Origin of the sequence: Pontibacter ramchanderi, assembly GCF_002846395.1 — a bacterium.
Taxonomy (GTDB): domain Bacteria; phylum Bacteroidota; class Bacteroidia; order Cytophagales; family Hymenobacteraceae; genus Pontibacter; species Pontibacter ramchanderi.
Window position 1 is genome coordinate 703,890 of sequence record NZ_PJMU01000003.1, and the last position, 12,524, is coordinate 716,413.

General features: G+C 51.7%; 15 protein-coding genes. 3 read left to right on the top strand and 12 right to left on the bottom strand.

Going from position 1 to position 12,524, the window contains the following annotated elements:
- Positions 1-63: 63 nt before the first annotated feature.
- The 3 genes from BD749_RS19265 to BD749_RS15670 form a co-directional block, all read right to left on the bottom strand.
- Positions 64-546, bottom strand: a complete 483-nt coding sequence (locus BD749_RS19265) for a YtxH domain-containing protein (protein ID WP_143741273.1) — start codon at positions 544-546, stop codon at positions 64-66.
- Between the two features lie 248 nt (positions 547-794).
- Positions 795-1,124 (bottom strand): YtxH domain-containing protein, encoded by a 330-nt coding sequence (locus BD749_RS15665; protein WP_101446054.1) that lies wholly within the window; start codon positions 1,122-1,124, stop codon positions 795-797.
- Positions 1,125-1,303: 179 nt separating this feature from the next.
- Positions 1,304-1,693 (bottom strand): CsbD family protein, encoded by a 390-nt coding sequence (locus BD749_RS15670; RefSeq protein WP_244554774.1) that lies wholly within the window; start codon positions 1,691-1,693, stop codon positions 1,304-1,306.
- A gap of 191 nt (positions 1,694-1,884) precedes the next feature.
- On the opposite strand from BD749_RS15670, the gene BD749_RS15675 reads away from it, so the two are divergent.
- Positions 1,885-2,115: a Kazal-type serine protease inhibitor family protein gene (locus tag BD749_RS15675; protein ID WP_076672180.1), complete on the top strand. Its 231-nt coding sequence runs from the start codon at positions 1,885-1,887 to the stop codon at positions 2,113-2,115.
- 17 nt (positions 2,116-2,132) lie between these two features.
- Entirely contained in the window at positions 2,133-2,504 is a 372-nt protein-coding gene (locus BD749_RS15680) for a cupin domain-containing protein (protein ID WP_101446056.1), read from the top strand.
- Between the two features lie 236 nt (positions 2,505-2,740).
- Here the strand turns inward: BD749_RS15680 and BD749_RS15685 are convergent, their stop codons facing one another.
- The 9 genes from BD749_RS15685 to BD749_RS15720 all read right to left on the bottom strand — a co-directional run bounded on the left by BD749_RS15685 (position 2,741) and on the right by BD749_RS15720 (position 10,991).
- Positions 2,741-3,559 carry an enoyl-ACP reductase FabI gene (locus BD749_RS15685; RefSeq protein WP_101446059.1) on the bottom strand — a complete coding sequence of 273 codons (819 nt, stop codon included), beginning with the start codon at positions 3,557-3,559 and terminating at the stop codon, positions 2,741-2,743.
- 201 nt (positions 3,560-3,760) lie between these two features.
- A complete protein-coding gene (gene recN / locus BD749_RS15690; RefSeq protein ID WP_101446062.1) occupies positions 3,761-5,440 on the bottom strand; it encodes a DNA repair protein RecN in 1,680 nt (559 codons plus the stop codon).
- Between the two features lie 75 nt (positions 5,441-5,515).
- Positions 5,516-5,746, bottom strand: a complete 231-nt coding sequence (locus BD749_RS15695) for a hypothetical protein (RefSeq protein WP_101446064.1) — start codon at positions 5,744-5,746, stop codon at positions 5,516-5,518.
- Between the two features lie 69 nt (positions 5,747-5,815).
- Positions 5,816-6,721, bottom strand: coding sequence for a type IX secretion system protein PorD (porD, locus tag BD749_RS15700; protein WP_101446066.1), 906 nt, complete (start codon positions 6,719-6,721; stop codon positions 5,816-5,818).
- Complete coding sequence (gene coaBC, locus BD749_RS19625) at positions 6,714-7,373, bottom strand: bifunctional phosphopantothenoylcysteine decarboxylase/phosphopantothenate--cysteine ligase CoaBC (RefSeq protein WP_245869306.1); 660 nt, start codon at positions 7,371-7,373, stop codon at positions 6,714-6,716. The genes porD and coaBC overlap by 8 nt, the downstream gene beginning before the upstream one ends.
- Complete coding sequence (locus BD749_RS19630) at positions 7,357-7,854, bottom strand: flavoprotein (protein ID WP_230392157.1); 498 nt, start codon at positions 7,852-7,854, stop codon at positions 7,357-7,359. The genes coaBC and BD749_RS19630 overlap by 17 nt, the downstream gene beginning before the upstream one ends.
- Positions 7,855-7,922: 68 nt before the next feature.
- A complete protein-coding gene (locus BD749_RS15710; protein ID WP_101446068.1) occupies positions 7,923-8,249 on the bottom strand; it encodes a DNA-directed RNA polymerase subunit omega in 327 nt (108 codons plus the stop codon).
- 11 nt (positions 8,250-8,260) lie between these two features.
- Positions 8,261-9,085 carry an outer membrane protein assembly factor BamD gene (locus tag BD749_RS15715; RefSeq protein WP_245869309.1) on the bottom strand — a complete coding sequence of 275 codons (825 nt, stop codon included), beginning with the start codon at positions 9,083-9,085 and terminating at the stop codon, positions 8,261-8,263.
- A gap of 55 nt (positions 9,086-9,140) precedes the next feature.
- Positions 9,141-10,991, bottom strand: coding sequence for an OstA-like protein (locus tag BD749_RS15720; protein WP_101446073.1), 1,851 nt, complete (start codon positions 10,989-10,991; stop codon positions 9,141-9,143).
- A gap of 162 nt (positions 10,992-11,153) precedes the next feature.
- Here BD749_RS15720 and tilS point away from each other — a divergent pair, with 162 nt between their 5' ends.
- Positions 11,154-12,485 carry a tRNA lysidine(34) synthetase TilS gene (gene tilS / locus BD749_RS15725; protein WP_101446075.1) on the top strand — a complete coding sequence of 444 codons (1,332 nt, stop codon included), beginning with the start codon at positions 11,154-11,156 and terminating at the stop codon, positions 12,483-12,485.
- Positions 12,486-12,524 lie beyond the last annotated feature (39 nt).

Genomic DNA, 12,524 nt, shown 5'->3' on the forward strand with positions numbered 1-12,524 from the left:
ACCTCTAATAAAACAGAAACGGCCCGCTAAGGTATAGCGGGCCGTTTCTGTTTTAAATTTAGGCTAGAATTTTTCCTCGCCCGATATGCCGCCTTTCACTTTATCTGTAGCGTCTTTCAGGCTCTCTTCTTTTCCGATCCAGGATTCAACCCTCGTTTTACCAGCACCTAACTTCTCGTTGATGCCGCGGCCTACCCAGGCGGCGGAGTCGGACAGACGGCGACGGGTAATGCGGCCACTGTCGGGTGCCATGAGTATACCTGCGAGCACACCTACGCTGGCGCCGGCAAGCAAGCCCATCGCGACCCCCAGTGTGCTGCCACTGTCTTTATGCGAGCTGTAAGAAGAACTCTTGCGACTACTATCACTGCTATACCCGGTACGCTGCTGCGTTTGCGGTTGATGCTTTGGCTCACGAACAGAAGAGTGCGTTATATTTCCGCTCGATTCTTTGCCCACATGGCTGTAGGTGGAGGAAGTTCGTGGAGTGTTGCTGTATGTGCTTTTGGCCTCGCCCAGGCTGCTGTAATCCATTTTCGTTCTCATAGTTGGCTTTGGTTTTAGTGTAAATTCAATTGTGTTAACGCTTGATGCTCTCTAAAATATTAACGGGAGTAAAGTCCGAAGGTTAACACAAACCATTTCGCCCGCTTGCAAAAAACAAAGGCCCATCCCTCATCAGGATAGGCCTTTTAACTTCCCAAAGCTTGTCTCTGCCCCAGTAGGTATACCTACCTGAGCGGCAAGCTCAGTTTCAAGTTTGATTTTGATAGGGCTCTACCCTATTCACAAAACTAAACGTTGGTTTCTGCAGCGCCACCAGTAGTCGTACCAGTAGAGCCTGTTGATGAAGAAGATGCGCTGCCACCAGTAGTGCCGCCAGTGTTGCCACCGTTTTTAGAAGCACCACCCATTTTGCTCATCGCTTCATTGCTCATGTTCTTGATCTCGTCAAGGCCAGTCTGCAGGTTTTTCTCCAGATCTTTGCTCAGCTTGTTTGCCCACTTTTTGATACCTGTTCTGGTATGCTCACCTGTGTCTGGAGCCATCAGTAGGCCTGCAATTACACCAGCGCTAGCGCCTGCCAACAGGGCAAGCATGATCTTTCCGCTATTATCTTTCATAGTTGTGTTATTATAAATTGTTGGATTTGATTTCTCTGATTTTTACTGTTGACCTAATAACGATGAAGCCATGTATTAAGTTATAACTATACTACAGTTTTATACTATACTGCCTCTAATTAACGAAAAAAAGCCCAGCAAAATACATTGCCAGGCTTTTAATCTGAGTGCGTTTGATCTTACAAATCTCTGATCACCTTCATGATCTCGTTTTTGGTCTTGCCCAGCTTCTGCTGCAGGCGGCCCCAAAGCTCGTCTTCCTGTCCTTCTACATACGTCAGGTCGTCTTCTGTAAGCTCAGCGTAGTTCTTCTTCAGTTGGCCCTTCACATCATCCCAGGAGCCGCGCATCACCAGGCTGCTGCCATCGTCAGTTACCTTGTTGCGCTCGAGTTTGTCCATAAAGTTCTTTACGGTGCGCTCCAGGTCATCACCTGCTTTGCTCAAGGTCCTTTTCAGGCTATCGCGGGTGTCCAGGCCATTATTAGGTGCCAGCAAGATGCCAGCCGCTACGCCTACCCCGATACCGGCCAGCGTGGCCAGCAAAATCTTTCCTTTTTCGTCGTTCATGTTGTTTATCATTTTCTGGTGCTGTTTATTTGATAAGGCTTGGTTTCGCAAAACAGAACCTATCGTCCTTATACTTATATTCGATTTATTTTACGTTCCAATACATACGGGGCAGTGCATACTTGGTTTGCAACACATTGCGCCTCTCCGTTCAGCAACAAGTGCGTATAACCGATAACAAATAAAACACGATGAAAAAAACAGCTTTTGTAACGGCTTTCCTGGCCTTAAGTGCCTTCTACTCCTGCAAAAACAGCGAGATTCCCTGCATCGACCAGGCCAAGATCAACCCCGACCAGATGTGCACCATGCAGTACGACCCGGTGTGTGGCTGCGACGGAAAAACCTATGGCAACTCCTGCGAGGCTGACCGCTCCGGTGTGACTTCCTATACCAAAGGCGAGTGCGCCACCAAATCCTAAATTATACCTGGCAAGCTATGACAGAGAAAAGATACGTTAAACAGAACAGGCCCTTCCGGGTGCCGACTACCGACGGAAAGCTGATAGAAGAGCACTTTGGCAAAGCCTCTACCCGAACAGACGCTTTCAGCGTGGCCCACATGGTAGCACCGCCGCACTGGAGCGAGCCCCACCAAACGCCGGAGTTCGACGAGATCACAATTGTGCTGCGCGGCCGCAAATTAATTGAGCTCGACGGAGAGGAAGTAGTCGTGGAAGCTGGCGAGTCCATCCTGATCAAAGCGGGTTCCCGTATCCGCTACTCCAACCCTTACGATGAGGAAACTGAGTACTGGTCTGTCTGCGTGCCCGCTTTTGATTTCACCAAGGTACACCGGGAGGAGGGTTGATTGGGAAATTGGGAAATATGAAGATTCGGGAATCTAGCGTTTATGACTGAGGAGATGAATGGCTTCTCAGACTTGAGAAGGATATAAACCGCGTGAAATAGATCGTTCGCTTATACCTTCCCTCCCATTAAATTCTTATTGAAAAGCAAAAAACAAAAAGCCCCTGGCGCATATGCGCCAGGGGCTTTTTGTTTTTTTTAAATGAAAGATTCATTTACAAATCTTCAAATCCAAAATTATTGCTGCTTATTCAGCATTTCTACCACACCCTCGGAGATACCCATGTAAGAGAAGCCACCGTCGTGCATCAGGTTCTGCATGGTCACCATACGGGTCAGGTCAGAGAACAGGGTGATGCAGTAGTCCGCGCAAGATTCGGCAGAGGCGTTGCCAAGCGGCGACATTTTGTCGGCATAGTCGTAGAACGCGTCGAAACCACCTACGCCGGTTCCGGCTGTTGTTTTAGTTGGCGACTGCGATATTGTGTTTACGCGTACCTTTTTCAGGTTGCCGAAACGGTGTCCGTAGTTGCGGGCGATCGACTCGAGCAATGCCTTGGCATGCGACATATCTGTATAGTCAGGGAACACGCGCTGGGCTGCAATGTAGGAAAGGGCCACAATCGAACCCCACTCGTTCATCGCGTCCTGCTTCTCCGCCACGTGCATTACTTTGTGGAAAGACAGGGCCGAAATATCCAGTGTCTTCTGGAACCACTCGTAGTTCAGGTCGCCATAAGACTTGCCTTTGCGGATGTTCGGGCTCATACCGATAGAATGCAACACGAAATCCAGCTTACCGCCTAAAATCTCCTGCGCTTTGCTGAACAGGTTTTCCAGGTCTTCCACAGAGGTAGCGTCAGCAGGTATAACCTGAGCATTGCAGGCTTCAGCCAGTTTGTTGATCTCCCCCATACGCATTGCGATCGGGGCATTTGTCAGCACAAACTCAGCACCCTCTTCGTGGGCACGCATCGCAACTTTCCAGGCAATAGACTTCTCGTCGAGCGCTCCGAAAATGATTCCTTTCTTTCCTTTAAGCAGATTGTAAGACATGTATTTGTCAGGTTAATGTTTCACATTTTTAGGATTCGCGGCTGGCAGGTATAGCCAACCGAAATCAGGCAGCAATATAGCAATAACTAGGTATAACTCAAGTTCAAAACACCCATCATTCACGCAAGATCAACCTGCCATGTACTCCCTCCCCTGTTCCGGATTGAATGCCCCAACCGAGCACCTTGCCTTGAGTAGGTCTTATAGCGAAAGCAATTCTTTGGCACTCTTGTAGGCACTTGCGCTTGGGTTAGCACCCGCAATCATATGCGCAATCTCGTCTACCCGTTCTTTTTCGCTCAGTTTCTTGATGCGGCTGATCGTACGGTCTTCGGTATCGTGCTTGTAAACAAAGTAATGTGAGTTACCCTGCGCCGCAATCTGCGGCAAGTGCGAAATGGCAATGATCTGGTGCTTCTGGGCCATTTGCTGCATCATCTTGCCCACCTTCACGGCTACCTCCCCTGATATACCGGTGTCAATCTCGTCGAACACGATGGTTGGCAGGGCAGTCTTATCAGCTAGCATGTACTTAATGCTGAGCATGAGTCGGGAGAATTCACCTCCAGAGGCTGCCTTCACCAGCGACTGCGGCTGTGCACCCTTGTTGGCACTGAACAGAATGCTGATCTCGTCGGTACCGGTGGCGGTTGGGGCGGCCGCTTTGTGCTGAATTACAATGCGGGCGTTCGGCATACCGAGCTCAGCCAGTAAAACATAAAGCTCCTGCTCAAACTTGCCGAACGAGGCCTTGCGTCGCTCTGACAGCACAGCGGCTTTTTCCAGCATTTTCTGCTCGGCTTCTTTCATGGCTTTTTCGGTGCTGCTGAGCGCGTTGTCCAGGTTGAGCACGCTTCCCACTTTGCCTTCCAGTTCGCGCTGGATTGCAAGCAACTCATCAATAGTCTGCACCTGGTGCTTGCGTTGCAAGGTATAGATTGTATTGAGGCGCTCCTGCACTTCAGTCGTGCGGGCCGGGTCGGCTTCGGTGCGGCGCTCAGCGTCCTCCAATTCACCGGCCACATCGTTCAGCTCGATCATGCAGCTCTCGGTGCGGGTGCGCAACTCTTCGTATTTCGGCGAAAAAGACGCCAGTTGCCCAATCAGCTGCACGGTGTCTTTCAGGGCAGAAGTGATGTTAAACTCTGATTCGGTGAGCGACTGCACGGCCTGGGTCAGCTTCAGTTTGATATCCTCGGCGTTTTCCAGTTCTTTCAGCTCCGTTTCGAGTTGCTCTTGTTCGTCGGCCTGCAGCCCTATTTCCTCGAGCTCATTGAGCAGAAACGTATTGTAGTCCAGCTCTTTCTGTGCCTGGGCCAGTTGGTCGGTCAGTTTCTTGTAGTCGCCCTCGAGCTTCTTGAACTTGCGGTAAGTCTCGTTATAGTCCTTCAAATATGAGAGGTTCCCGGCATAAATATCGAGCGACGTGTTACCGGCGTAAATGTCCAGAATGTTGAGTTGAAAGCTGGTGTCGCCCAATTGCAGCGTGTCGTGCTGCGAGTGGATGTCCATTAGGTTTTCCCCTATCTTGCGTAGCACGTCCAGCGTTACGGGTGTGTCGTTCACGAAGGCGCGCGACTTTCCGCTTGGGCTGATCTCGCGGCGCAGGATGCAGTGCACGTCAAAGTCCAGGTCTTCGGCCACAAACACTTCTTTCAGGTTGTATTGCGAAATATCAAACACGCCCTCGATCACGCACTTCTGCTCTTGGTTAAAGAGCAGCTTGGAATCGGCACGATTACCGAGCAGCAGACCGATCGCGCCCAGCATAATGGACTTACCGGCACCTGTTTCGCCTGTTATGATATTGAGCACCGGCGATGGATTCATTTCCAACTGCTCTATGAGTGCGTAGTTTTTTATTTTAAGATCAATCAGCATATATAAGGATGCAAAACGCTCGTCAAAAGGTATAAGACTTAACGCCCGGACTTAGTTCGATAATTTGGGTGTATTTTAATAAGGTGCTTCTATATCGTAAATCACTTCTTCTACCTCTGCCACAGGTACGGTGTGCTTGCTGCGTCGGCTGTCCAGCAGCTCCAACTCTTCTGCGGAGACGTGCTGCAGCACTCCCTGCACCACCACACGGCTTCTCAGCACAATCTGCACCGTTTGCTGCTGCAACAGTTCAGGCAGGTGATCGGCCAACTTGCTTCTATAAATCCTGATTTGGCGTTTGCCCATAGGTATAGCGCGCAGGTATAGCCCTCCGCCCCGTGAAGATACGTGCTTTCTATGAAATTTGGAAAGGGCTTAGCGCTGGAGCAGCACTTCGTATTTGGTGTTGTTGGTGGGGTCCACCTGCGTGAGCAAGGTATAGGCGGCTTGCTTATCGGCCGGAGCGGCAGTCTTGAATATATTGACCAACTCATCTGACTTCGCTTCGAAGAACGAGCGGATTAAGGCCGCGCCAGGTTTCTGCTGTGATATTTTCTGAATGTTCCGCAACACCTCCAGCGTAGCTTTACGGGCTTTCTCCGGGTCCTGCACCATCAGGTCCATCCCCTGCCGGTGCATGGTATAGATGCCCTCCCGGAACGGCACAAACACCGGGTCCTGCAGGTTGTCGATCATCCAGTAGCGGTTGCGGTTGCCCTCGAACGGGCGCCAGCCCGGGAAAATGGAGTTCTGTGAAGCGGCAAGGTTCAGAATGCCACGAGCCCGGTCAAAAGAGGGCGAACCTCCTAGCTTGGCGAAGCTGTCGTTGTCCATCCCGATGATCATGTAGGCATAATAAGCCAGCATGGCCGACAGGTTACCGGTAAAGTTGTTTTCGGCAAAGTCGAGCGGCTGTGCTTCGTTGAATTGAAAGAGCCAGTCGCGGTCGATGAACGAGAAGAGTGTGGACTCGTAGCCAGTGCCATAAGCCGGACGTACAGACACGATTTGCACATTGGCTCGGAAAGTACCCACTTCGGGCATCTCCGTCAGGTTGATGAGCATGCGACACTTGATGCGCTCATCTACCCGGTAAGACTGGTTTGTCCAGCGGCGATTGTTCATAAACTCGAAAATGCGGCTCTGCATTTCGGTGAACAACTGTCTGTTGGCAAAAGCTACCTGTTCGCTGTTAACCACAACATCGCACTGTAGCTCCTGAGCACGCGCTCCCAGGGCTACTCCCATCACACACAGCAAAACAAACAGTCGCTTAAGCATAGATTCTCTCCCAGATCAGGTTGACGATGTCCTGCGCCACCTCGCTTTTGTGCTTCAGCTCAAAAGTTGTGGTCGTATCGTGCTCAATTATAGTGATTTTATTTGTATCGTGCTTAAAACCTGCGCCCGGATCGTTGAGCGAGTTGAGCACGATCATGTTCAGGTTTTTCTTCTTCAGTTTCTCGCGGGCATTGCTGTCCTCGTTGTCTGTCTCCAAGGCAAAGCCTACTGCAAATTGGTCGTCCCGCTTTTCCTTGCCAAGCGCCGCTGCTATATCAACGTTCTTTACCAGCTCAATGGTCAGTTCGGCGCCGGCTTTTTTTATTTTGCGGTCGGCTACCACTTTGGGTTTGTAGTCGGCTACGGCTGCGGCAAACACCCAGATGTCGGCTGCAGGCGCCTGCTTACTTACGGCAGCATACATTTCGTCGGCTGTGGTGACAGGTATAACCGTGATGGCTTCGTGCTGCGCCTGCAGGTTTGTTGGCCCTGCCACCAGCAGTACCCTGGCTCCCCGACTGGCAAAGCACTCGGCCAGCGCATAGCCCATTTTGCCCGTTGAGTGATTGCCTATAAAGCGTACCGGGTCAATGGGTTCGTAAGTCGGACCTGCCGTCAGGACGACCGTTTTGCCCTTAAACAGTTTTTCCAATTCCTGTGAAGTGGTTTTCAAGTACGCGAATAATTTCCTCAGGCTCTGCCATACGCCCTTGCCCTACCAGTCCGCTGGCTAGTTCGCCATACCCGGCCTCGATGATGAAGTTGCCATAGCCGCGCAGTTTGGTAAAGTTAGCCTGCACGGCCGGGTGCTGGTACATGTCCAGATCCATGGCTGGTGCCACAAACACCGGGCAGCGTGCCGACAGGTAAGTGGCTGACAAGAGATTGTCGCAAAAGCCATTGGCGAATTTGGCGACGGTGTTGGCACTGGCAGGCGCTACCACCATGGCATCGGCCCAGAGGCCCAGCTCCACGTGGTTGTTCCAGACACCCTGCTCGTTGAGCACAAACTCGGTGAGCACCGGCCGCTTAGAGAGGGTAGCCAGTGTGAGCGGGGTTATAAAAGCAGAAGCAGAAGTGGTCAGGATGACCTGCACTTCTGCTTCTGCTTTCACGAGTAGGCGGACCAGCATGGCGGCTTTATACGCAGCTATACTTCCGCAGACTCCCAATACTATTTTCCGGTTTCGGAGCATGCGCCTTACAGCGACAGTTCTTCGCCTTCTTCGTCTGGTGTGCGCACGTATACTTTACCCTCCAGGAATTCCTCGATAGCAAGGCTGGTAGGCTTCGGCAGGCGCTCGTAGTACTTAGAAATTTCGATCTGCTCACGGTTCTCGAACACTTCCTCCAGGTTGTCTACTGTTGTGGCAAACTCAGCCAGCTTAGAATTCAACTCCTCTTTCAGCTTCACAGAAATTTGGTTGGCTCTTTTAGAGATAACCGAAACAGACTTGTACACATTGCCGGTCTGCTCTGCAAAGTCGGCCATGTTACGGGTAACGATTGATGATGGTACTGCTGCCATATATACTTGCTTTATGAATTGCTTGGGTTAGTTTTCTTAATTTTCTCCAGCTCCGACTGTGTGTTGGCATATACCTGCTCGGCGCTACGCAGAAAACGGCTATCCGGATACTGGTCGATAAAGGCCTGGTAATAGTCCACTGCTTCAATGAAGCGCTCCTGCTGTTTGTCCGGTACACTTTCCAGTGCAAAGCGGTACTGTGCGTCTACTCTCAGGTAAGAGGCTTCCTCGCTGTAAGGGGAAGACGGATTTTCGCGCAGGAAGTTCGTGAATGCCACCACAGCCGACTTGTAATAACGCAGTTTGTAGTACAGGCGCGCGCTTTCAAATGATTTCAAATCGAGCTTGGCGCTCAGCGTATCGAACATTTTGTTCGCCTCGGCTGCAAACTGGCTGTTAGGGTAACGCACCAGAAATTCCTGGATCGACTCCATAGCCGTTACGGTGCTGGTTTGGTCCTGCTCAAAGTCAGGGGAGTCGTTGTAGAGCGACTTAGCCTGCAGGAACATCGCCTCCTCGGCCATTTCGCTGCGCGGGTAAGTTTCGTAGAAGGTGCGGAACTGAAAGGCGCTCAGCATGTACTCGCGCTGCTGGTAATGCGTGTTGGCGTAGTAGAAACGGGCTTTTTCGGCCTCTTCTCTGCCTGTCATCAAAGGCATCACCTGCTCCAGCAGCTGGTTGGCGCGGTAATAGTCCCCTTTCTCGTAATACTCAAGGGCGGCTTTGTATTTCAGGTCAACGTCGTTGCTTTTCAACAGCTTCTGGAAGTTGCTGCAGCTGGTTGCAAAAACCAACAGGCACAACATTACGACGGTATGCAGGATTCCTCTGTTCATGAACGGGCAAAATTATACAATATCCCTGTGATTTACAAGCGTGAAAATACGGCAATTACTGGCGAACCGGCGACTGTTTAACGGCTCCTGCGGCTGGCTTTTTTGGTTGAGACGCCCCCGCCTTGTTACCGGATGCTTTGCCCTTAGCCGGTGTAACCGCTTTTGCAGGTGCGGTCGTTTGCTTTGGCGCAGGTGCACGCGGTGCCAGCACTTCTTTCTTATCAGGTCTGAGCTCTTCTAGCCAGGCAAAACCCTCCAGCCTCCGGTCATCCGGTTCTAACTCGTGCGGCGGTATGAACTTAGCGTCCGGATTTACAAGAAACGTAATTGATTTCACTTTATTTTCCGCAAAGTTCAAAACCATGTCGCTGCATACGGCCCTATTCATACCTGTCAGCACGGAGTCGCCCTCCAGCGCAAAATAAATGCTTTCGCCGTTGCCATTCACATTCACGCGGCGCATCCGTCCCTCTTTAAAATAGGCCACCATGTCGCGTCCCTTCACCTGATTGTAGTTCCGGAGCGAGTCTTCAGAGGTGATAAAGGAGTTACTGAAGACGTACATCCTGTCTATGGTCTTGTTGCGCATGTGGATGCGAATGGTATCGCCCACGATCTGGCTTTGTTCGCTCCATAGCGTGGGGTTCCGATGCATGTACATCAGCGAGTCGGTGCGGTTATAGCTTAGCGAGTCGCAGGTACCCTGCAGGTCCGATTTGAAGATCTTCACATTGTTAAAAGCGAACAGCATACTCGGCTGACCGTCTGCCTTTGCCTCGCGGGAAATAAGCGAGTCTGCAGCCATGTAGAGCGTATCGCCGTCCATGATCGACTCCATCACGGGGCTGCCCCATACCTTGGCCACGCCCCGGTCGCGCCAGTAGCGGCCAATCTGCCCGCGTATGGTCACATCATCCTTGAGGGAGCGCATGGTCATGTTCACTTTCGCCTCGCCGTAGCCGCGGGCCTCGTCGTAGTACAGGTCATCACCACCCAAACGGTACTCCGGCGTCAAGATATAAGCATTGCGGCCAAAGCGCGACACTTTGGTAACTGTGTTGTAGGTGCCCTGCTCGGCATACAGGTCGCCGTTCTGGCCTTTGATAAAAGTTGGCCCCTGAAAGTAAACTACCTCTGTTTCGGTGTTGTAGCGCATGTTTTGCGCCGTGATCTCGTAATCAGGGGAGAACACTTTCACGTTTTGCTGGAAGGTAAAGACCTTGCTGTTGGTATCGTAGGTCCCGCGCTGGCTCTGCAAACGGTTGTTGGGCTGCACTATGGTGCCGCCTTCGGTATAAACCGCCGTACGTGTATCGAGGTTATAGTCGAGACTTGGGGTGGTGAGCGTCATGCTCGGGTCCTGCATAGTCACCCCACCGCTCATTTTAGCGGTACGTCTGGCGCCGTCGTAAATTGCTTTTGTCCCGGTCATGGTCACGGTATCGGCCTGGTTGATGCGCACATTGCCAAACGCTTCCAGTATTTCGCTGTCGCGGTACTGGTATACCGAGTCGGCATACAGAAAAGTCTCTTTCTGCTTGAAAATCACATTGCCGATCAGTTTGTTTACACGCTTCCCATTGATGGTGGTGCCTATCAATTCTTCTGTATTCTCGAGTTGTACCCGGTCTTGCTGCCCCTGCTGCTGAGGCCCTTGTTGAGTGGCTGTCTGGCTTGGGCGTGCTGTGTCCTGCTGGTTGAGGCGGGGCTGCGGAGGTGCCTGCCGTGGCTGGTCTATACGTGGCTGTGGGGGTTGCTGCTGTGGCACTATCTTGGGCGGCTGCGGCGGGCGTACCTGCTGCGTGGCCTGCCGCGGATTCACCGGAGGTTTCTGCTGCTCCTGTGCCAAAACTGTCAGCGACAATAGCGTAAAGAGAATAGAATAGACTAATTTTGTGATGTTCATGCTTTTTATGGATTCAGGACGCAAGACACAGGATAATTGACCCGATCAAAAGTGCTGCTCTAAAAACTAAGAAAGTGATGTGTCAAGATCTCTTGCTTGTTGTTTTCTGTTTTGTGTCCCTTACAATGTCAAAATTATAAAAAATATACCAGCCGCTGCCTTATGCTACAGAAAGTTTCCGGTTTCATCCAATCAAATGCCCTCTGCGAACCCGAAAGCAGAATACTGGCGGCCGTAAGCGGCGGCATCGATTCGGTGGTGCTCTGCGAATTGCTGCACCAGCTTAAATATACGTTTGCCATTGCGCACTGCAACTTCGGGCTGCGTGCCGAAGACGCCGAGGCTGACCAGCTCTTCGCCAAAAAGCTGGCCAAAAAGTACGAGGTGCCTTTCTTCACGGAGAACTTCGACACACGCACTTTTGCGGCTCAGGAAAAACTCTCGACCCAAATGGCGGCCCGCACCCTGCGCTATACCTGGTTTGAACAGGTGCGCCAGCAGGAAGGTTACGACTACATTGCCACAGCTCACCATAGCAACGACCTGACAGAGACCATATTGCTTCACCTGACTAAGGGCACAGGTATAGCCGGCCTGCATGGTATACCTGCCAAAAACGGCCACATCATCCGCCCCATGCTCACGGTCACCAAAGACGACATCTTCGACTTCGTAACGGAGCAGCGACTGATCTGGCGTGAGGATACCTCTAACGAGACGACCAAATACCAACGCAACAAAATTCGCCATGAGGTAATTCCGGTGCTCAAGGAAATAAACCCCAACCTGGAGGAGACCATGCAGCACACCGCCGAGCGGGTGAGCCAGGCCGAGGCCATCGTGCATGCCTACATCGACACGCTGCGCCAGCAAAGTATAAAAGAGGCAGAAGATGCGGTATATCTGTCGCTGGTGCCGCTACAGAACGCTACGGGCCTGCCGGTGGTGCTGCACGAACTGCTGCGCCCGTTTAACTTCAGCTACAGCGTGGTGCTGGAACTGGTGGAGGCGCTCGACGGCCTTTCGGGCAAGCAGTTCGACTCGCCGAGCCATACCCTGGTGAAAGACCGCGACCAGCTCGTGATTACCCCCCGCAACCTGAGCCGCTTCGGCAGCGTGACCATAGCCGAAGGCCAGGCGGAAGTAAGTGAGGAACACGTGCAACTGAGCCTGCGCTACGTACCTGCCAGCGAATACAAACTCAACACCAAACCACACGTAGCTGCTCTGGATGCCGGCCTGCTCAAATTCCCGCTAAAGCTGCGCCCGTGGCAGGAGGGCGACTGGTTTGTGCCGCTGGGCATGAACGGCAAAAAGAAAATCAGCGATTTCCTGATAGACAAAAAAATTCCGGCCAACCTTAAAGCCAAAACGCTGGTATTGGTAACAGAGCAGTCCATTGCCTGGATTGTGGGTCAACGACTCGACAATCGCTTTAAAGTGACGGAGAAGACGGAAAAGGTGCTGGAGATATCATTACTGCGGAAGTCTTAAGCTTCCTGACAGAGGAAATTTAGACAAAGGACAAATGAT

Excerpts from the sequence above, each read along its gene's own strand:
- tilS (WP_101446075.1), top strand. The coding sequence starts at position 11,154 with ATGCTACAGAAAGTTTCCGGTTTCATCCAATCAAATGCCCTCTGCGAA.
- BD749_RS15675 (WP_076672180.1), top strand. The coding sequence starts at position 1,885 with ATGAAAAAAACAGCTTTTGTAACGGCTTTCCTGGCCTTAAGTGCCTTC.
- BD749_RS19630 (WP_230392157.1), bottom strand. The coding sequence starts at position 7,854 with ATGCTGGTCCGCCTACTCGTGAAAGCAGAAGCAGAAGTGCAGGTCATC.
- BD749_RS15670 (WP_244554774.1), bottom strand. The coding sequence starts at position 1,693 with ATGAACGACGAAAAAGGAAAGATTTTGCTGGCCACGCTGGCCGGTATC.
- BD749_RS15695 (WP_101446064.1), bottom strand. The coding sequence starts at position 5,746 with ATGGGCAAACGCCAAATCAGGATTTATAGAAGCAAGTTGGCCGATCAC.
- BD749_RS15665 (WP_101446054.1), bottom strand. The coding sequence starts at position 1,124 with ATGAAAGATAATAGCGGAAAGATCATGCTTGCCCTGTTGGCAGGCGCT.
- porD (WP_101446066.1), bottom strand. The coding sequence starts at position 6,721 with ATGCTTAAGCGACTGTTTGTTTTGCTGTGTGTGATGGGAGTAGCCCTG.
- recN (WP_101446062.1), bottom strand. The coding sequence starts at position 5,440 with ATGCTGATTGATCTTAAAATAAAAAACTACGCACTCATAGAGCAGTTG.
- BD749_RS19265 (WP_143741273.1), bottom strand. The coding sequence starts at position 546 with ATGAGAACGAAAATGGATTACAGCAGCCTGGGCGAGGCCAAAAGCACA.
- BD749_RS15720 (WP_101446073.1), bottom strand. The coding sequence starts at position 10,991 with ATGAACATCACAAAATTAGTCTATTCTATTCTCTTTACGCTATTGTCG.
- BD749_RS15680 (WP_101446056.1), top strand. The coding sequence starts at position 2,133 with ATGACAGAGAAAAGATACGTTAAACAGAACAGGCCCTTCCGGGTGCCG.
- BD749_RS15710 (WP_101446068.1), bottom strand. The coding sequence starts at position 8,249 with ATGGCAGCAGTACCATCATCAATCGTTACCCGTAACATGGCCGACTTT.
- BD749_RS15685 (WP_101446059.1), bottom strand. The coding sequence starts at position 3,559 with ATGTCTTACAATCTGCTTAAAGGAAAGAAAGGAATCATTTTCGGAGCG.
- BD749_RS15715 (WP_245869309.1), bottom strand. The coding sequence starts at position 9,085 with ATGAACAGAGGAATCCTGCATACCGTCGTAATGTTGTGCCTGTTGGTT.